At 46.7% G+C, this 18,244-nt stretch carries 18 protein-coding genes; 9 read left to right on the top strand and 9 right to left on the bottom strand.

What is annotated here, in order from left to right:
• Positions 1–15 precede the first annotated feature (15 nt).
• On the bottom strand, positions 16–582 hold the full coding sequence (locus ACYVI1_RS31560) for an RNA polymerase sigma-70 factor (RefSeq protein WP_460915667.1): 567 nt from the start codon (positions 580–582) through the stop codon (positions 16–18).
• A 1,011-nt stretch (positions 583–1,593) separates the two neighbouring features.
• Here ACYVI1_RS31560 and ACYVI1_RS31555 point away from each other — a divergent pair.
• Positions 1,594–2,004, top strand: a complete 411-nt coding sequence (locus ACYVI1_RS31555) for a hypothetical protein (protein WP_460907837.1) — start codon at positions 1,594–1,596, stop codon at positions 2,002–2,004.
• Between the two features lie 180 nt (positions 2,005–2,184).
• On the opposite strand, the gene ACYVI1_RS31550 is transcribed toward ACYVI1_RS31555, so the two are convergent.
• From ACYVI1_RS31550 to ACYVI1_RS31525, 6 genes are all read right to left on the bottom strand, one after another.
• The gene (locus ACYVI1_RS31550; protein WP_460915665.1) at positions 2,185–2,346 is read right to left on the bottom strand and encodes a hypothetical protein; all 162 of its coding nucleotides are present in this window, start codon (positions 2,344–2,346) and stop codon (positions 2,185–2,187) included.
• A gap of 109 nt (positions 2,347–2,455) precedes the next feature.
• Positions 2,456–3,619, bottom strand: coding sequence for a DUF6371 domain-containing protein (locus ACYVI1_RS31545; protein WP_460915663.1), 1,164 nt, complete (start codon positions 3,617–3,619; stop codon positions 2,456–2,458).
• A gap of 113 nt (positions 3,620–3,732) precedes the next feature.
• On the bottom strand, positions 3,733–5,934 hold the full coding sequence (locus tag ACYVI1_RS31540; protein WP_460915661.1) for a DNA primase family protein: 2,202 nt from the start codon (positions 5,932–5,934) through the stop codon (positions 3,733–3,735).
• A gap of 333 nt (positions 5,935–6,267) precedes the next feature.
• Positions 6,268–6,546, bottom strand: a complete 279-nt coding sequence (locus ACYVI1_RS31535) for a helix-turn-helix domain-containing protein (RefSeq protein WP_460915659.1) — start codon at positions 6,544–6,546, stop codon at positions 6,268–6,270.
• Between the two features lie 99 nt (positions 6,547–6,645).
• Entirely contained in the window at positions 6,646–7,437 is a 792-nt protein-coding gene (locus ACYVI1_RS31530; protein WP_460915657.1) for a hypothetical protein, read from the bottom strand.
• A gap of 59 nt (positions 7,438–7,496) precedes the next feature.
• Positions 7,497–8,798 carry a site-specific integrase gene (locus ACYVI1_RS31525; RefSeq protein WP_460915655.1) on the bottom strand — a complete coding sequence of 434 codons (1,302 nt, stop codon included), beginning with the start codon at positions 8,796–8,798 and terminating at the stop codon, positions 7,497–7,499.
• A gap of 377 nt (positions 8,799–9,175) precedes the next feature.
• Here ACYVI1_RS31525 and ACYVI1_RS31520 point away from each other — a divergent pair, with 377 nt between their 5' ends.
• The 4 genes from ACYVI1_RS31520 (at position 9,176) to ACYVI1_RS31505 (ending at position 11,902) form a co-directional block, all read left to right on the top strand.
• Entirely contained in the window at positions 9,176–9,445 is a 270-nt protein-coding gene (locus ACYVI1_RS31520; RefSeq protein WP_460915653.1) for an Arm DNA-binding domain-containing protein, read from the top strand.
• 6 nt (positions 9,446–9,451) lie between these two features.
• The gene (locus ACYVI1_RS31515) at positions 9,452–9,742 is read left to right on the top strand and encodes a transposase (protein ID WP_460915651.1); all 291 of its coding nucleotides are present in this window, start codon (positions 9,452–9,454) and stop codon (positions 9,740–9,742) included.
• Entirely contained in the window at positions 9,739–10,602 is an 864-nt protein-coding gene (locus ACYVI1_RS31510) for an IS3 family transposase (RefSeq protein WP_460915649.1), read from the top strand. The genes ACYVI1_RS31515 and ACYVI1_RS31510 overlap by 4 nt, the downstream gene beginning before the upstream one ends.
• A gap of 172 nt (positions 10,603–10,774) precedes the next feature.
• Positions 10,775–11,902, top strand: coding sequence for a PLL family lectin (locus tag ACYVI1_RS31505; RefSeq protein ID WP_460915647.1), 1,128 nt, complete (start codon positions 10,775–10,777; stop codon positions 11,900–11,902).
• Positions 11,903–12,248: 346 nt separating this feature from the next.
• On the opposite strand, the gene ACYVI1_RS31500 is transcribed toward ACYVI1_RS31505, so the two are convergent.
• The gene (locus ACYVI1_RS31500) at positions 12,249–12,737 is read right to left on the bottom strand and encodes a low affinity iron permease family protein (protein WP_460915645.1); all 489 of its coding nucleotides are present in this window, start codon (positions 12,735–12,737) and stop codon (positions 12,249–12,251) included.
• 399 nt (positions 12,738–13,136) lie between these two features.
• Here ACYVI1_RS31500 and ACYVI1_RS31495 point away from each other — a divergent pair, with 399 nt between their 5' ends.
• Together ACYVI1_RS31495 and ACYVI1_RS31490 are read left to right on the top strand one after the other, a co-directional pair.
• Positions 13,137–16,145 carry a DEAD/DEAH box helicase gene (locus ACYVI1_RS31495; RefSeq protein ID WP_460915685.1) on the top strand — a complete coding sequence of 1,003 codons (3,009 nt, stop codon included), beginning with the start codon at positions 13,137–13,139 and terminating at the stop codon, positions 16,143–16,145.
• 94 nt (positions 16,146–16,239) lie between these two features.
• The gene (locus tag ACYVI1_RS31490) at positions 16,240–16,416 is read left to right on the top strand and encodes a hypothetical protein (RefSeq protein WP_460915643.1); all 177 of its coding nucleotides are present in this window, start codon (positions 16,240–16,242) and stop codon (positions 16,414–16,416) included.
• A gap of 66 nt (positions 16,417–16,482) precedes the next feature.
• Here the strand turns inward: ACYVI1_RS31490 and ACYVI1_RS31485 are convergent, their stop codons facing one another.
• Positions 16,483–16,995: a phosphoribosyltransferase family protein gene (locus ACYVI1_RS31485; protein WP_460915641.1), complete on the bottom strand. Its 513-nt coding sequence runs from the start codon at positions 16,993–16,995 to the stop codon at positions 16,483–16,485.
• A 135-nt stretch (positions 16,996–17,130) separates the two neighbouring features.
• On the opposite strand from ACYVI1_RS31485, the gene ACYVI1_RS31480 reads away from it, so the two are divergent.
• Both ACYVI1_RS31480 and ACYVI1_RS31475 read left to right on the top strand, forming a co-directional pair.
• Positions 17,131–17,535: a DUF4783 domain-containing protein gene (locus ACYVI1_RS31480; RefSeq protein WP_460915640.1), complete on the top strand. Its 405-nt coding sequence runs from the start codon at positions 17,131–17,133 to the stop codon at positions 17,533–17,535.
• Between the two features lie 102 nt (positions 17,536–17,637).
• Positions 17,638–18,222, top strand: a complete 585-nt coding sequence (locus ACYVI1_RS31475; protein ID WP_460915639.1) for a YcxB family protein — start codon at positions 17,638–17,640, stop codon at positions 18,220–18,222.
• Positions 18,223–18,244: the final 22 nt, after the last annotated feature.

The following is an 18,244-nucleotide window of genomic DNA, read 5'->3' as shown; positions in this document are numbered from 1 at the left end:
AGCGGTTGAGTGGTGTCAATTATCGGTCAGGTAGGCTTGTAGATTTTCCTTCAGGAATTTGAGCGATTTGGTAATGTGGTACTCCACGGCTTTTTCGCTCATGTGCAGGCTATCGGCGATTTCCCGGACGGACTGATTCTCGAAACGGCTCCGCCGGAAGACCTCCGCACTTTTTTCCGGTAAACGAGCCAATGCCATCTGGATGGCCTGGGTAAGATCAGCCACGTTTACAATATCGTCGGTGCTGCTATGCTGCTGTATTTCCTGGAAGATAAGATACTCCTGATACTTTCGGATGTTGATTTGACCCTTAATGAAGTCGTACACCTGGTTCTTAATGGCCAGCGTCAGGTATAAATCCAAGTGACGAATTTGCACGGCTGAGCGTCGGTGCCAAAGGCTCAGGAACACTTCCTGAACCAGTTCTTCGGCCTCCTCCCGAACACCTGTCTGATGAAAGGCAATGCAGTAGAGTTTGTAGCAGTAGCGCCGGTAGATTTCTTCAAAAGCACTAATTTTGCCCTCCTGAAGAAAGCTTACCAATTGGCCGTCATCGAACTGCTTTAAACCAAGGATCGCCATACAGATTCGCCTTACTACCCCTACAGTAGAGCAAAGCGGAGGAATCCCTAAATTATTAAGAAAAATAACTAAATAATTTTATTTCGATTACCTCGGCAACCGTCAAATGCGCTTTTTTGCCATAGATTGCTACAGTTCGTAGTTAGCTCAATTCTATTAAAGCCTGCTGCTCTATGCCATCAGTACTGATTATTTCAGAATCAGCCTAAGAAATGATATAAGTTAATCAAGTGATTTTACAAGGATAGGGCTGCTCCGTTTCCTTTAAGCAAAAAATAGCTCAATAACCCCTCGTCAAGTTTCTGGTATAGGTTGCGTCGGGTTTTCTTTACGCCAATTACCTGTTTATATCCATACAGGCTCCCCTCCTACTCAACTGGCCATTTCGTCCAACAAAAGGGTAACGACTGCTTTTTAATGAACTCGTCATTTCGTTACCATTGAATGAGTTGTGTTAATATCAGCTACTGCTGGAAATCGTTCAAGAAAACCTCCTTTTTTTCTAACTTCGCTCTGACCAGCTTGATGCCATCCCAAGACCCAAGAGCAACCGGCCTAGTATAACCTGCCCTTACCTCCCTTTTCAACTAAGCTGGCAAAACAGCAGGAGGGCACAAAAAAACGCTTCAGCCAGGTAGGGAGCAGAGGGGATAGTCCCAGACGCAGATGCTTTTAATAAATCAGTTTATCTCTGGCAGCATCCACCCCTATGGGGGGTAGTTTACACGTCCCTCTACAGGTACCCGTCTTAGGAAGCCACTACGGGTAGGGGTCTAGGGGCTATGCTGTCGCCAAACCTTCCCGGCCAGACCACGGCAGACAACTGGCTTTTGGCAGGAGATAAATCCCATTTATACCAACGCTAATTCCCACAGTCATCAGAACAGAAGCAACCGTTTTTACGCCATCTCCGGTTGAGTTAGAACCAAGGCTGATAATTAGGGCGATGGGGTATAATCTAGTAGGTATGGCTATCCTTCTGCCTCTCGTCGATAACTTAGTGAGGATATTATGATTTTTAATTATATTCACCTGACCGTCAGCGACATCCTCTGGCCCTCGAACACCATGCGAAATCTGAGAGACCATGCCACCTACAGCACCAATCCCTTTATAGGTGAGAAAAAAGCCTATGCCCGCTCAGTGTTCCAGCCCGACGACTACACGCTCACCCTGCTGATTTCGCTCTCGCCCCCAGCCCTGCGGGTCCTGCTGGTTATTGCCGCCCGGGTGGATGCCAGCACGGGTATTAGTTATTGCCCGACCCGCGAACTGCGGACGCTCTTCAGCCATCATTCGGCCAATATATCCCGGGCAAAGACCGAACTGCTGCGGGCCAGGCTGGTCGCCTATGGCAAGGCCAATCACACCTTCTACGTTAATCCGGCGGCTTTCAGGCCCATCCACATCACGCTTGAGTAATTGGTTGATTGAGTATCATCAATGCTAATGCATCCAGCAGGCGGGCCATGCTGGGCAGGGTGTAGTAGACATCACCGCTCTGCTGGTCGTGCAGGACGAGTATCAATACGCCCCCCAAATCATCCAGGTAAAGTTGATGATTTGGGGTCGATTCAATAATGGGTATGGCAGGGTGTTGGTTTAGGTGAGTTGATTGGTCGTTGCCCAGTGTTGAAGTAGCTGCTGCAATTTGTGGGCGTAGCCATCGGGCACCCGCACCTCGAAGGCCAGGTCCTGAATGGCTTCGATGTTCTGCGCCCATTGCTGGTGCTTATCGTCCCAGGTTTGCAGGCAAAATAGCACCTCCTCAAACTGGCTGTTGCTCCACCGGGGGAGTTGTTGTAGGTCGGCTAATCGCCGTTGTTACACAACTGCTATCTGAGCTATCTGGTCGGGGCTGTAGTTGTGGTTGTTAAAATTTATCATTTCGGTTCAGGTAATCGGTGAGTGAAATAGGTTTGATGGTTGGAACAGGATTCTGCGGTTCGCAGTCCCACAGACTTGGATAGCCATCTACTTCATTAAGCACCCTGCCACTATGGGGACAGCGGTAGCGGGTCAGAAAGTCAGCAATGTCAAGGCCGTCGTATCGTTCAAGACTTGTTGCCCTGCCTTCCAGCGCCTTCGAGACGATGATCTGACAGCCGATGCGCTTTAGCTCGTCCGCTTTTGCCTGCCATTGACTGAAGCCACCCAGGTCCGGGAAGAGGACAATTTGCCTGCCTGCTAACGGCTTGAATTTATCGGCATGAAGTTGGCTTAGTCCCCCGCAGGCCAGCCAGATAAATCCCGGCTCGAAGGCGGTCGCGATGATGGCCGTCTTTTCTGACTCGACAAGGGCAATGGGTTTAGTTATCGGTTGGGTGGCTATTTGATGGAGTCCGTAAAAGCATTGAACCAGGTTGAAATCCCGCATCGCCCGCACGTCGTGCCACCAGAAAACGCGGTCAAAGTCGGAGCCTTTCTCCTTCATTCGCCTGCCGGTTGCCGGACTGTGGTAAACAATCTTTCCGCAATGAACGCGGCCCTGCTCGTCAATCTGCCAGTAGATGGTTGACCTTCGCCACTCAGGGGCAATGCCTTCCGGGCAGGTGCCGACCCGGAAACGACTCAGCAGTTCATCAGCGTTTGGGGTGCCCAGCAGTCGGCGCAGGTAAATGGCAATGTTGTTACACTCGTAATTTCCCAATGTTGCTGTTACTAAGGCCGGGTCATGGTAATTGGGCGGAGCCTTGAAGACCGGAACAAGAGCAGGTCTGGGGCGGGCCTTATGGCTGCGTTTACCCGATAGTGCGACCTCACCTAAGTATCGCAAAGCCAGTTCCTCAACGGCGGTTTTCCAATCCAGATCGTGCGCTTCCATCCAGGCGGTGAGGGGATACCACCGCCGGGCTTCCTGAAAATTCTGTACGTAGGCTTTGCCCTGTTCGTCCGATGGATAATAGGCTTCGGCACTTTTAGCGGTCTGGTCGAAGAGCCGCACGGGTTGGCCTTTGCGGGTCAGACTTTCACCAATTAGTTCTTCGAGAATGGCCGTACCATAGTCCGTTTCGAGTTGGTCAGATAGCTGGCTCATAAAATAAGTTTTTATTTTACCTCTGCATTCCCTACATCATCTACATTTTACTTATGACATAGCCTTAAAAATGTAGAGCGTGTAGACAATGCAGAGCAAACAAAAAAGATTTTTTAAACGGACTGGTCTGTCAGCTTGGCGAAGACCACATTACCGGCACTTTGCCGCTTAACTGTGAACCCTAAGTGCCGCTGCAAACGAGTAGAAAAGTTCTGTTGGCTCAGTGGCCGGTTTCCGTTATCCGTGCAAAATGCTCGATATTCGCTGTAGAAATTTTTTAAGGGGATAGGTGCGTCAGCCGATGGGACATAGCCCTGTTCTTCCAGGAACAGGGCCACCGTGTCCGACTCCTTCCGGTACTGCTCAACAGCCGATCGAACCGCCGGACTCTCGGTAAATGCCCGACGTTTCAGTAGTCGATTCAGCCCTGTGAGAACCCAATTAAATACACCCGCCAGTTCGTGACGGATAATAAAATTGGCCAGGTCGGGGTCGCGTTCGGATTCCGGAATTATTACGTCGAAGGGCACAATTAATAGCCGCCGAAAAAACGCTTCCGTATGCTCGGCATCGCGTGGTAATTCATTGGCATTGAAGGCCATCTTAGCGTAGTTACGAATGACAAACGGTTTGCCGTAAGGTAGTCGCGCCTGGAGTGGTTCAACGCTGACAATCTGCTTGAACAGGTCATTTTCCAACCCCGCGTTCAACTCTGAACCGTAATTGAGCAACTTGCCGGATAAGGCGGCCCGGTTATACTCATGCTTGAAGTGAGCTAACCCGAACGTCAGTACGTTTTCTGCGCCCAACAGCGCCGATGACACTTCATAAAACACAGATTTACCGTTCGCGCCGACACCGTACAGGACGAGGCATTTCTCCAGTTTTGGCTCTCGAAGAAATACGTACCCCAGAAATTCCGATAGAATATCCTGTAGTGCTTTTTCGGGTAAAACACGGTTCAAATACGCCAGAAATCGGGGGCACTCAGCCGCCGGGTCGTAGCTAAATGGAAGCTGATAGCGGAGAAAGTCTTTTTTGCAAAAGTCCCGAAGCCGCCCCCCATTTTGGTTTACTTCAAACGTGCCGTTATTCAAGTTTACCAGAACCCGGCCCTCTTCAAGTTCGGAAATTGGGTGAAAAGAAGATGAGAGAAGTTGCTTGTAAAGTCGGTCCTTGAACTCGTAATATTGCGTGTCAGCCGCGCGAACGCCCATTTTTTCAGCGGCTTGGGAGAGGAAATGTTTCACCTGATTTTCCTCCAGTGGCTGCCAATACTGGCCATTATACAGATAGATTACTTCTTCTCGCAACGTTATTGCCCACTGCCGACTCTCCGCCAGTTTGCGAACCTGGTTGGCTACAATAACCAGCGTGTCAGGTTGTTTCACTTTGGCTTCTGGATCAGTGATAGCTAATTCCTTCCGAAAATCAACTTTTTCGACGGCAGCCAGCATCTGCTCAAGTATCAACGAGCTATTGGTTGTGAAAATAGTTTGAGTTTCATCCTTTCCCTGACGCTGTTCTGCCTTTTTGCGCTCCTGCTCAAGTTCTTCCTGCAAAGAACCAGTTCCTGGTTGTGATTCTTCGGAATGATTGGAGTCACGCTGCTCAATAACCTGCTTTCGTTCATCTTGTTGCTGCTCGGCCTGTTGCCGCTCCGTTTGAAGCTCGTCCAGCAAGTTGTTCGAACTTAACTTCGGAGCGGTGCCGCCCCGCTCGGTGGTCTGAGCAATACAGATCGGGTCCGGAAAAAAGTTTGACCAAACCTGAGCATCATATTCTAAAAAGCAACGTGCCGTTGGGCTGTCATTTACTAAAGCCAGTTCCTCATCTGTCAGTTGGTATCGACCACGGAGGTAGTTCACCGCAGCATTAAAATACGTGTGAAACTCGGCGACATCCTGGGGAATATATTCAGCCAGAAGTAAGACGTAAAGCTTGTTGCGAAACGAGTTCGTGAAACGTAGAAAAACATTCGGATCACGAGCCAGTCCTGCATAGACTTCCTGAAATCGGACAGAATTAATTTCTATAAAAATGAATACCAGCCCACTGAAAGAATCAGCATTTTTCCCATCAGTTGTTTGGCAATTCGGGTACGCGACGGGGAAGTTTTCCAGTCTGAATTTAATTCTCTCAGATTCAGGTATGCGTACTAATTTTTCGCTAAGTTCCTCGGTTTTTTTCGCCCGTAGAACTTGAAATACTTCAGCCGGAGTTGTCTCTTTGAACTGTTTATCGTGGTGATTTTTGGCCCACGAAAAAACAGGCAATTCAGTTTGGGTTACTGGCTCATTCTGGATAAATTGCATCGGTTTTGAAGAGGTTTTTAGAATGGGTAGCCGTACTGTAGAGGGTGGGCTGCCCGTTCTGGTTTGTAAGAGCTATAGTTGATCAAATGCCACGAAGCCAACGGCGGAGTATAAGCAGGTCAGTGACCAGATGAACGGGGCTGCCCTTCTCCACCGGGACCTCAGCAAGCGCGGGGAGGCCCGGTTTTGAGACGAATACTCGGAATTGGCGATGGCCCATTTCGGCACGAAAAAGCAACCCGTCGTCGGTTTTGGTGATGTGCCAAATCTTAGCGACGGTTCGGATTTCTCGGGCGATATCGTGAAGAAGAGGGGCGGAGGTGGGGCGAGAGATCATGCTGACTCACCCGCCTTTTTAAGCGAAGACATCACCTCTTGCCAAATGAAGTACTTGCGATTTCCCAGGTGATAGCCGCAAATAATACCTTTCTTTTCCCATGCCCAGGCCGTTGGCTTTGATATTTCCAGCCGCTTACAGAGTTCTTCGGGCGATACAGGTTCGGGCGAATTAGAGGATAATGGTGCTGGGGGAAGATTGTGCTTAACGGCAAGGCTTGCCGCTTCGATCATCATTGTCCGCACTTGCTCAGCGGGCATAACTATTATATCCATGTTGCGCGTTGTTTGGCGTAAAACATGGTGCAAGTTTGCTGGCTGGGGGCGGTTGCAAGTGCGAATGATGTACGAATGCAAAATTCGCATCATTCGCACTTATTCAGGCATCATTGCCGTGATTTTGTCTTTGATGTCGGCATCTATGATGTTATCAAACGAACGGGCAAAAATCCCCATTTTGAGGGCAGGGAAATACGCGTTTAAAAGAGCAACTAATTGTTTACGATTGCTTAGTTTGTTAATCTTCTGGGGGTTCATAGATTCCATTCGCTCTATCCAAGCTATCAGTACTGCCTTCGCATTTGGGCCACCTAACCAATTAGTACCTTCGCCAAGTATTGGTTTTTCAGGACGGTAAGCACGTAACACATCAAGGCACTTATTTATGTTAGCTGGAGAAATAAATAATTCCTCAAATGTCTTATACTGTGCCTCTTCAGCTTTAGGTGTTGGTGCCTCCTGTGTTGGAGTATTATCAGTTATTTTTCGTATCAGTTCCCGTACTATAAGTAGGTAGTCATATAATTCCTCATCATGCTCATTAATGAACTCAATAATTATCGGATGAATAGGTGGGCTGGGGCATAAAATGTATTCTATGTTATCCTGTAGTACCTTCAACTTCCTAAGTTTGGTGGAGTCTGCTCCTCTTTTTGCATCGTCAATATTTGCGGGCAGCATCTCTAAAAATCTTCGGGTATCAACAACGTAAAACATAGGATCGTTAATTATCTTTTGCCTATGTGTCTCGCAAAGTTCTTCAATATATTGAGGATGTAATTTTTGAAATAGTTTTGGGTCTGCAACTAACCTTCTGGCAATTTCATCTGGATCATTCATCCATACAGAAGAAAAGTCGAACCCTTGATCGTCGTTTGTGGTTTCCATCTTGATTAAGTTAGTTTTTTGCCCGTTACGGTGGTCCAGACTGTAGCGGGCTTTTGTGTTTAACTGGCAATCGTAAATGGCATTACTTGCAACTGCTTCTGCCAATGCAGAGCCATGACTTTAGCGTGTTGCTCCCGGTCAAGTTTGATATAGCGCATGAACGCTTTTTCTGTGCGGTGGCCGGTAATCTGCATAATGGTCATGGCCGGAATACCTAATAAGTACATATTCGTTGCAAATGATCTCCGGGCCGTGTGCGTGCTGACTAATTCCCATTTTTTTTGAATTTTTGTCACGCGCTTGCCTCCTTTGGTCTGTGATGTACTTTCCAAACTATCAAGCCCACCCAACTGACAAACTTCTTTCAGATAGTCATTCATCTTCTGGTTGGAAATACTGCGGGGTAAGGTTCCCTCGTATTTGTTGAGCATCAGCGTTACTACCTGGTGGCAGGGGATAACAACTCGATCAGTGGTCTTCTGTTGCTCAATCCGAATGAAGCCATCGTTGATGTATTCGGGGCGTAGGTTTGTCAAATCAGAGAATCGTAAACCCGTATAGCATCCGACCAGAAACAGATCCCGAACCCGTTCTAAACGCTGATTATGGCTTAAATCCATATTCATCAGCCTGTGTAGTTCCACTTCACTTAGGTAGATAGCATCCGTATTCTCGCTAATTACCTTGAAGGCTCTATTTCGATAATCCTGCCTCACCGTTATTCCCCGGGCGGTTGCATCATTGAGAAATGACTTCAGCATCTGTATGTACTTGCCGACATTATTGGCCGAATAGCCTTTAGTGAAGGTAAGCCAACTGGTAAAATCTTCATAAAAATCCAGGTCGATGGTATCGAAGTCTACCGCCCGTTTATAGGTATCAGCAAACGCACGAAGACCATTGAACGCGGTTTTGTACCGCTGGATGGTACGATACTTAACATGCTTACCGGTTTCTGGATTAATCCGTTTTGGCGCCCGCTCGATGTAGTCAGCAATGAAGCTAAATAACGTGGAGACTGCTGGCGCGGCTAGTGAAGGCGCTGGCTTTAAATAAGCGTCGATTCGTTGCCTGACTGCTTCTTTGGTCAACTGCCGATCAGCCCTGAGATCAATAATAATGCGTTTGATAACCTCTTCCAGATCACTTAGAAACCGATTAATCTCGTCTTTATCGGTAGCATCGACGACATTTTTTACGCGGCTGGTCTTCGCGTTCCAGTGAGCAGATAGTATTTTGAAGCGTGTTCCAACGTTAACCCGCTGGTTATCGAATCGGACGATACAATTAATCGGAGTGGGTCTTTTGGCTTTCGGATCGCGAAGCAAATAGGTAACGGGCGAATCAGAGGTGCGGGCCATACACAGTAAACGGTTGATTATTTCCGTATACCAAAGTTAAGAAGGTATACGGAACGGTGTACGGAATTACTTAATTTATTTTAATCTATCTATACTCTACTTAATTTTGACAGAACTAAATAGTGGCTTTGAGCATTAAGAATGGCTATAATTGATGGTTTTTAATGAAAGAGGCAATTAGTCAAATTAAGTAGGTGTGACTCCCGCTCCTGGTACCACCCCCTCTAAAAAGGGAAACAAAGAGTCAAGTAAAAGCCCTGATTATCAGGGCTTTTACTGTTTTAGGCCTTTGCTGTTTTCTGTTGGTTTGACCTTGTTTTGTTGTTTCTTGTTACTCATTTGTTACTCGTTTTTGCAACTTATTTGTATGTTTACCCTTGGATTACAACATCCAAACAAAGGCAAAACAGGGTATGGCTATCAAACTCAGGAAAAAGCCGTTAGCAAGCGGTAAACTCAGCCTCTACTTAGACAATTGGGACGGTGAGCAACGACAGTATGAGTTTCTGAAACTCTACCTCTACCCGCGTCCCAAAGATGCTCTGGAGAAAGAGCATAACAAAGAGACGCTGAGGACCGCTGAGAACTATAATGGTCCCCAATTTTTGTACCACCGCCTAAGCTTGTCGGAATGGTTGCTAACTTAGTCAACCATGAAAGCAAAAAGCCGTCGTCAATTCACTGCCGCTTTTAAAGCGAAAGTAGTCCTTGAGGTCTTACGCCAAGAAAAGACCCTGAGCCAAATTGCCAGCGAAAATGAGCTACATCCCCAGTTGCTACAAACCTGGAAACAAACATTTCTGACTGCTGCCGCTCAGGTATTTGAGCAGCAAAAGGGCATAGAAAAGTCTACTCCTGACCAGACGGCCCCCTTATATGAGCAGATTGGGCGACTTCAGATGGAGTTGACCTGGCTCAAAAAAAAATTGCCCAGCAACCTTTGACTCAACGACGCGCTATGATCGAGCAATCGCATACCAGTTTGAGTCTTGGGCGGCAGTGTTGGCTCTTGAGCGTTAGCCGAGCTGGGCTATCTTATCAGCCCGCACCAGTCGATGGCCAAACGTTGCAAATCATGCGTCGACTCGACGCATGGTATATGGAACATCCCGACTTGGGCCACCGACGCCTGGTCGTACTTCTAAAGCAGGAAGGCTGGACGATAAACATTAAGCGAATCCGCCGTTTACGGGCTTTAATGGGCTTAGAAACGCAATATCCTAAACCGAATTTATCTAAACCGGGTGTACCCCGGCAACGCTTTTGCTATCTGTTGCGCGGCTTTAGAGTCTGTCATACGCATCAGGTTTGGGCAACCGACATTACATACATTCCTATGCCCAAAGGCTTTTTTTATGTGATGGCCATCTTAGATTTGCATAGTCGCTACGTGCTGCATTGGCAATTGAGCAACACGCTCGACGCGGATTGGTGCGTGGCGGCTTTAGAGCAGAGTTTACAACGGTGGGGCAAGCCTGAGATTTTTAATTCTGATCAGGGAAGCCAGTTCACCAGCGACGGTTTTGTTGCTGTCTTACAGGGTCACCAAGTTGCAATTAGCTGGGACGGGAAAGGTCGGGCATTGGATAATATCTATGTAGAACGCTTTTGGCGAACCTTGAAATATGAGGATGTGTACTTGCGGAACTACCAAACTGGCAGCGAGTTACGGGCAGGCTTAGCGAAGTACTTTCACTATTACAATCATCAAAGGCCCCACCAATCATTAAGTTACCGAACACCGGCTGTCGTGCTGATGGAAGGGAACAAAGGGGAAAGAAATCAACATGAATCTATCAACTAACCATTTCGTTTGGCCCAACGGTGGTACAGAGAATGGGGTACACTATAGATGCATAGCTACATTGAAAATAAATATTGCCGTTCGATAAGTCCTTTAAAATCAGTGTCTAATATTTTGCGATTATTATCATGGTAGTTCATTCTAGCTGACATACTTTAAATTTCATATAGCAATGAGTCGCATAAATCAAGTAACTGCTGCTAGTAACCAAGATGGCCGGTTAGAAGTATTTTTTATTCAAGAGGAGGAAGGCTCATTAGATCGTATGTCTCCACATATTTTTCACTTTTGGCAAACGAGGGCCAATAATGGATGGGCCGGTCCTGCACAAATAGATACAACTATAGGTGCTAAACAGATTGTTGTAGAAAAGAATCAAGATGGTCGACTTGAGCTATTTTATGTTGGTGCGGATGATGCTATATACCATAAGTGGCAAACTGTTAAGAATACTCAAAATCCTGTCCAATGGAGTGCTGACCAAGCACTAACTAACATTGGGAGAGCTTATCTTAATAGTTATCAACCAATTGTTGTAAAACAAAATCAAGATAAACGACTCGAGTTATTCTACGTTGCTAATGACGGTCTACTTTACCACAAATGGCAATCAATCCCAAATGCTAAAATGAACGAATGGAGTGGTGAACAAAAATTCATCGCTTTAGCTTTAAATGATCTTGAGGGCAGATATCTTACAGTAGGAAGTAATGCAGATGGGCGGCTTGAATTATTTTTTCTTAATAATTTTGATTTAGGCGCATTATACAATCGGTGGCAAACTGTCAAGAATACTCAAAATCCAGCTCAATGGAGTGCTGAGAATAGACTCGGGAATAATGACTTTGCAAACTTCTTGACTGTAGGACAAAATCAAGATGGTCGACTCGAGCTATTCTATATTGGGAGGGATTCTGAACTATACCATAAGTGGCAAACTGTCAAGAATACTCAAAATCCAGCTCAATGGAGTGCTGAGAACCGACTTGGGAATAATGATTTTGCTCAAGATATCGTCATCGGACAAAATGAAGATGGTCGACTTGAGTTATTTTATGTTGGTCTTAATAATAATATATATCATCGATGGCAAACCGTTAAGAATACTCAAAATCCAGCACAATGGACAGAAGAGCAATCTTTTCATATAAACGTTCAGAACCAACGTCATGGAAGCATAGCAATTGGGAGTAACCAAGATAAACGGCTTGAACTATTTTATATTGGTGAAGATGGCTCTCTCTCTCATATCTGGCAAGTTGCTAAGAATGGAGGGTGGTCGGCTCCCGCAAAGTTTTAATGAGTATCAAGAATTAACAACCTCACACAATTAGTGTCAACTCACTTTTGCACAAACGGAAATAGAAACGGGGATGACTTTAAAAATGCTCACTTTCAAAGCTTTCATTGTTAGTTGATCGTTAAAATAATTTTTCCCGTAGTTTGCCAAAATATATTATAAAGAAAGTATCTTTTTCTGTTACTCTTGTGAAATTTGTTTCCTATTTGTTACTCATTAATTTTAACTCCTTGAAATAGAAGCAGTTATAAAGTTATTTTGTACCCGCTCCTGGTACGAACAAAAAATGCGCTGATCATCAGCGCATTTTTTGTTTATAGACAGATTTACGAAGGGTGTTTTCAGTTCATAATGTGTGTCCCGACTCCGATTCATTCTCTAATTTTTCGGCAGACTCTTTTATCGCTTCCTCGATCGAGTGCGATTTCCGCAGGTCGGATGCCTGACGGGTTATTTCGGCCATTGTCTGGTAATGATTCTGTAAAACTGTCAATTCCTGTTCGGTCAGGTTTTCGACGGAAACCAACCGATTGCTGGCCCCTTTTGTGGCGGCTATTAACTCATTGAGCTTTAGCTGTACCGATATCGACTCTTTATTCTGCGCTTTCTGAATCAGAAAAACCATTAGGAACGTAACGATGGTTGTGCCTGTATTGATGACAAGCTGCCAACCTTCCGAATAATGAAAGAAAGGACCTGTAGCTGCCCAAACGATTACGGTGAAAAAAGCGGCTATAAAAGAGGCTGAACTACCGGTCGCTTTTGCCACAGCCGACGAAAAACGCTCAAAGAAACCTTTTTGAGTTGGTTCTGAACTAAGTGACTGGCTGTCCATGCGTTATAGAGGATATGTGTGGTGAATAATAGGTGATTTATACAACTAAAATCAGCAGATAAAGTTAGGAAGTGGGCTTTAGGTAAATAGGTGTATTTCGGCCGTATGTGTGGCAGGAAGCAATCATTTCCCGTGTGTTTTCGACTACGCAGCCCATTTTTCCAGGCCGTTCCGGCCGTTTAGGGATTTTGTCAGATTCTTTCTTGCACATTTTGTTTTGGTTCGTATATTTGAAATCGTTGACAACTGCGACTTACTCATAAAGCATTCATACTGACTGTTTTGTGATTCTTTTTTCAGTAGTTGTTGACAGAGCCATCCACCCTGTAGTCATTGTTCAACTTTTCACGGCGTTCGACCCAGTCCCAATTGATTGGTTCCGAACGGCATAGCCCATCCATGAAAGTCTCGCCCCTGCAGCCGTTTCAAATCGTTTATTCGTTGCTGGATCATGAGTTCCTGGGCTATCTGATCGAGGCTTTCGTAGTACAGCGCAATAGCCGGGGCGAACTTACCTTGCAGAATCAAACACTCTCCACGCAGAATGTCGGCGAGTTTGCTCAGGGATTGGACGAACGTGATTTCGAGTTAGTAAAACTCATCGACAGCATTCATCAGGATACGATTGTCAAGAAGTTTAATACCCGAAAACTGCCTGCCGTCGATTTCTTCCTGAAAATATATGACCCGCAGAAGGGCGATAAACTTGTTCAGGAAGCCATTTGTGGGTATCTGGAGACCATAAAAGCCCAGATTATGGGCCTAATGCCCGGCAAGCCTTTTTACATCATGGGCAATGATGGCAATCCGGCCTGGTCGCCCATAAGCTGGATGCCCGAACCCGCGCGGGTGCATTTTCACTTCGTCAGAAATGCGGACTCTACCCACTACTTCCCGATAATCCGGTACCCGACCCGGCCCGCAGAAACCGGGCAGGCGGCCGAAACCGAACGGGTGGATTTCCAGTTTAAAGACGCACTCATGATATGCGATGAGCCAGCCTACATGATGGTTGGCAATCGGCTCTATCATTTCAGCAAAAACGTAGATGGCAGGAAACTGCGGCCTTTTTTTACGAAAAACCACATCGTCATTCCCCGAAATATTGAACAGCAGTATTATGAACGGTTTGTGACTCAGCTCATTGCGGCATACGATGTTTATGCCAAAGGGTTTGAGATCAGGTCTGAAGTGCTGGAACCCGTTCCGGTGCTGACCGTTTCTGAAATGAGTACATCTACCCGACCCGTGCCGGTCCCGATGTTTGAGGGCGAGGCAGACTCCCCCGATTCGGTAGCGAAAGCTTATCAGCCCGCGGGCGAAGAAACCGGCCAGCGAATTGTCTTTGATCTGTCGTTTCAATACGGCGATTTTATGTTTCGCTTTGACAGTTTTGGGCCGTCGGCCAATGTAAGTTTAGAGAAGAAAAACGACGAGTACATTTTCCATAAAATTCGCCGGGATCAGCGGCAGGAACGCCAGAAACTGACGTTCCTGCGCGATACGGGCCTCGACCTGCGGCATGGGCGGCTGGCATTGCCCAAGGCTGAAGCGTTTGCCTGGTTATCGACCAATAACGAGCGAATTCAGGAAACGGGTTTTCTGCTCCGGCAGGATACACAGGATACCAAGCGGTATTTCCTGGGCTATTCCAGTATTCAGGTTTCGATTGAAGAAGGGCGCGACTGGTTCGATATTTATGCAAACGTCCGCTTTGGCGAGTTTGAGATTCCCTTTCTGAAACTATGTCGGCTGATTCTGAACAAAAAACGTGAATTCACGCTCCCTAATGGCGAGATCGCCGTTATTCCCGAAGCCTGGTTCACGACCTACTCCGAACTCTTCAGTTTTCTGGAACACCCCGTTGACACCGACGGCCGGTTTGTGCTGCAAAAACATCACCTCGCGCTGGTGCAGGAACTCGAGCGCGACAATGTGGCCACAACCGTAATGAGCCGCAAGCTCGAACGGCTGCGCGATTTTGATGAAATAGAACGGTTTTCGTTGCCAAATCGCTTCAATGGTACACTGCGCCCCTATCAGCAGGCTGGCTATGACTGGATGAATTTTTTGCGGCAGTATCGCTTTGGGGGTTGTTTAGCCGACGATATGGGGCTGGGTAAAACAGTGATGACGCTGGCCATGCTACAGAGCCAGAAAGAGGCCGGCACCACCGAGCCAAGCCTGCTGATTATGCCAACCTCCCTGCTCTATAACTGGGAACTCGAAGCTCGTAAGTTCACGCCCGATCTGCGGGTGATGGTGTATACGGGCACGTATCGGGATAAGAATACGGCCCAATTTGACGAGTATGATCTGGTTCTGACCTCCTATGGCATTGTCCGAATCGACATTGACCTGTTGAGCAGCTACCGGTTCAATTACACCATTTTAGATGAGTCGCAGGCCATCAAGAATCCTTCGTCGCACATCACCAAAGCCGTTATGCAGCTCAATACGGCGCATCGGCTTATTCTGACCGGTACGCCACTCGAAAACAGCACGATGGACCTCTGGTCGCAGATGTCGTTTATTAATCCTGGCCTGCTGGGCAGCCAATCCTTTTTTCGCAACGAATTTCAGGTCCCTATTGAAAAACGCCACGACGATGCCAAGACCAGTCGTCTTTATGGATTGATTAAGCCCTTTATGCTCCGGCGTAATAAGGCGCAGGTAGCAACCGATTTGCCACCCAAAGTCGAAAGTATACTGTATTCGGAAATGACGCCTGAGCAATCGACTCAGTATGAAGAGGCAAAATCGTATTACCGAAACCTGATTCTGGAGCGAATCGAGGAGGAAGGTATGGCTAAATCGCAGATGATTGTGTTGCAGGGGCTTACGAAGCTGCGGCAGATTGCCAACCATCCGCGCATGGTCGATGCGGAGTATGAGGGCGATTCGGGTAAGTTGGACGATGTGTTGATGCGACTCGAAAGTGCAATGGTTGAAAACCATAAAATTCTGGTGTTCAGCCAGTTTATCAAACACTTGACGGTTGTCCGACAGTATTTAAAAGAGAAAAATATTAAATATGCTTATCTGGATGGCTCAACCACCGACCGTCAGAGCCAGGTCGAACTATTTCAAACCGACGATACGGTAAAACTTTTTTTGATTTCATTGAAGGCGGGGGGGCTTGGGCATAACCTGACAGCCGCCGATTATGTATTCATTCTCGATCCATGGTGGAATCCGGCCATCGAAGCACAGGCCGTTGACCGGGCGCACCGCATTGGCCAGCAGAAAACGGTTTTTACGTACAAATTCATTGCCAAAAATACAGTAGAAGAAAAAATCTTATCGCTGCAGCGGGCCAAACAACAACTCGCCGTGAGTCTCATCACAACCGAAGATAACTTCATGAAGTCGCTGACGAAGGAGGATATTCTGGTGTTGCTGGAATAATAACCTGAACAAAATCAGGGCTTTTGCGGGAAGGTATTCACTCGCGTTAGTTATCTATCAAAAACACACGCATTCACGATAAATAACTTAACGTATGAACGTCAAAAGCATCTTCGGCATTATTCTCACGCTACTCGGTTTAGTGGGCCTTATTTACGCAGGACTCGATTTTACGAAGGGGGGCGCTGCTCAGGCTTCGTTTGTTTACCTTATTCTGGGGGGAATTTTTTTCTTCGCCGGTATCGGCCTCATTCGGGGCACGAAAGCCTAAAAAAGAGTCATCAGTCAAAAAAAGTCAATAGCCACTAACGACTATTGACTTTTTTTGACTGATGACTTATCGCAGGTACACCCCCATCCGCTTTTCATCACTGAGTACCACATCGACGTGTTCGGTCAGGGTGGTGCTTAGTTCATACCCTTTATAATCGGCAGCGACCGGATAGCGTGGATGGTTGCGATCGACCAGCACAGCTACCTGTAATTTGCGGACGGGCACCAGAAGAAACGGCTGTAAACTAAACGCCAGTGTCCGGCCCGTATACAGCACATCATCGACAACGATAACGACCATATCGGTATAATTGGCTGCGGGGCGGTTGGATTGAATAGCGGGTTGAGCAATCTGCTCTTTGTCAAAATTGAGTTGACTTAAGTTTACGGTAAATGGGGCTATTGTTTGCAATTCGCGTGCCAACGCCTGCGCCAGCACATAGCCTTCGCCCGCAATACCTGCCAGTAGCAGAGCGGACTCTTCAAAATTATTCTCGTAAATCTGAAACGCTATTCGTCTGATTTTCTGACGAATCTGCTCTGGATTCAGGATAAGGGTCGGTTGAGCGGTAGTCATGCAAGAATCGAAGAACGAAGTTGAGGGCGTAAAGATGAGCAAAAAACACGTAGTCAACGAAAAATCGGATAAGGCTCGTTAGTTGGCATAGTTTTCGCCTTTGGTCTGCCAACGTGGTTTACGCTTTCTTTGGCTATGCATACTCTTGTTTGTTTTTTTGTTGGTTTGTTCATCTGGCTGCTTCCTGGCAAATTAATTACGGAGAGCGACATTACACAAACGGTGGGGTCATCGCTGCGAAGTGGTGATGCCGGTCGGTTATCTGCCCAGTTTGCTAAAACGATTGAATTAGTAATTGATGCCGAAAAAGTAGAGTTTCAGGCGGTGCAGGCCACGCATGCCGAACTGATTTTACGCTCCTTCTTTCGCAAATATCCGCCCCATAGCTTCCAGTTTATCTACCGGGGTAAATCAGATCGGCTACGCTACAGCACCGGCACGTATGAAACCAACGGCCAGCAATTTGCCGTATACGTACTCATGCGTCAATCGGCCAGTCATCAGTACGTTATCAACGCCCTCCATTTTAGAAAGGAATGATGAGAATGATGAATGATAATCTTTCACGTCGGACAATTCATAATTCATCATTCATCATTAAGGCCAAATCGCCTTATCTTTGCACTTTCATGTGGAGGTGTTATGATTGTTAAGACCAAAAAGTACGCGTTAGATCAAAAAACGTACATCAATATTGCCCTGCGGCAGTGGGTAAAAGACAACTGGAAGTGGGCGTTTGTGCCTTTAGCGCTTATTCTGCTAAACGTTGTGCTAAACCTGACGGGCGTTTATCCGAATTACTGGATGTACATCGTCATTGTGCTGCTGACCATTCTATATGTGCTGTTCTGGGCCGTGCAGATTACGGGCATTGCCCAAATGGAGCAAAGCAAGGCACTTTTTCAGAAGTATGTGTATGAAATCGATAGTCGCCAGATTCTGATGCGGATCAATGCCAAAGAAGGCGGCATTTTGAAATGGAGCCAGATTGATAGTGTTATCAAAGATAAAAAGGCCTACATTCTGTTCCTGGATAATGCCGAAGCCATGAACAACGTAAAGGCCAACTGGATTGCCAAAACCGTAACGAAGGGACTGGCTAAAGCGCAATTTCTTTATTTACCGTATTCCATTTTTACGAGTGAGAACGACCTGCGCTTTACCGATGCGCTTCTGAAACGGAAGGGCCTGTTGCCAGGGAGCGTTCCTGCCGAAACCGTAAAGTAAGCTGACAAACAACAGAGCGGTT

The organism is Spirosoma areae, from assembly GCF_054781775.1.
Note: the sequence above shows the minus strand (reverse complement) of the source record. Positions and strands in the feature narration are given on the sequence as shown.

Excerpts from the sequence above, each read along its gene's own strand:
- ACYVI1_RS31560 (WP_460915667.1), bottom strand. The coding sequence starts at position 582 with ATGGCGATCCTTGGTTTAAAGCAGTTCGATGACGGCCAATTGGTAAGC.
- ACYVI1_RS31555 (WP_460907837.1), top strand. The coding sequence starts at position 1,594 with ATGATTTTTAATTATATTCACCTGACCGTCAGCGACATCCTCTGGCCC.
- ACYVI1_RS31545 (WP_460915663.1), bottom strand. The coding sequence starts at position 3,619 with ATGAGCCAGCTATCTGACCAACTCGAAACGGACTATGGTACGGCCATT.
- ACYVI1_RS31540 (WP_460915661.1), bottom strand. The coding sequence starts at position 5,934 with ATGCAATTTATCCAGAATGAGCCAGTAACCCAAACTGAATTGCCTGTT.
- ACYVI1_RS31535 (WP_460915659.1), bottom strand. The coding sequence starts at position 6,546 with ATGGATATAATAGTTATGCCCGCTGAGCAAGTGCGGACAATGATGATC.
- ACYVI1_RS31530 (WP_460915657.1), bottom strand. The coding sequence starts at position 7,437 with ATGGAAACCACAAACGACGATCAAGGGTTCGACTTTTCTTCTGTATGG.
- ACYVI1_RS31525 (WP_460915655.1), bottom strand. The coding sequence starts at position 8,798 with ATGGCCCGCACCTCTGATTCGCCCGTTACCTATTTGCTTCGCGATCCG.
- ACYVI1_RS31515 (WP_460915651.1), top strand. The coding sequence starts at position 9,452 with ATGAAAGCAAAAAGCCGTCGTCAATTCACTGCCGCTTTTAAAGCGAAA.
- ACYVI1_RS31505 (WP_460915647.1), top strand. The coding sequence starts at position 10,775 with ATGAGTCGCATAAATCAAGTAACTGCTGCTAGTAACCAAGATGGCCGG.
- ACYVI1_RS31500 (WP_460915645.1), bottom strand. The coding sequence starts at position 12,737 with ATGGACAGCCAGTCACTTAGTTCAGAACCAACTCAAAAAGGTTTCTTT.
- ACYVI1_RS31495 (WP_460915685.1), top strand. The coding sequence starts at position 13,137 with ATGAAAGTCTCGCCCCTGCAGCCGTTTCAAATCGTTTATTCGTTGCTG.
- ACYVI1_RS31490 (WP_460915643.1), top strand. The coding sequence starts at position 16,240 with ATGAACGTCAAAAGCATCTTCGGCATTATTCTCACGCTACTCGGTTTA.
- ACYVI1_RS31485 (WP_460915641.1), bottom strand. The coding sequence starts at position 16,995 with ATGACTACCGCTCAACCGACCCTTATCCTGAATCCAGAGCAGATTCGT.
- ACYVI1_RS31480 (WP_460915640.1), top strand. The coding sequence starts at position 17,131 with ATGCATACTCTTGTTTGTTTTTTTGTTGGTTTGTTCATCTGGCTGCTT.
- ACYVI1_RS31475 (WP_460915639.1), top strand. The coding sequence starts at position 17,638 with ATGATTGTTAAGACCAAAAAGTACGCGTTAGATCAAAAAACGTACATC.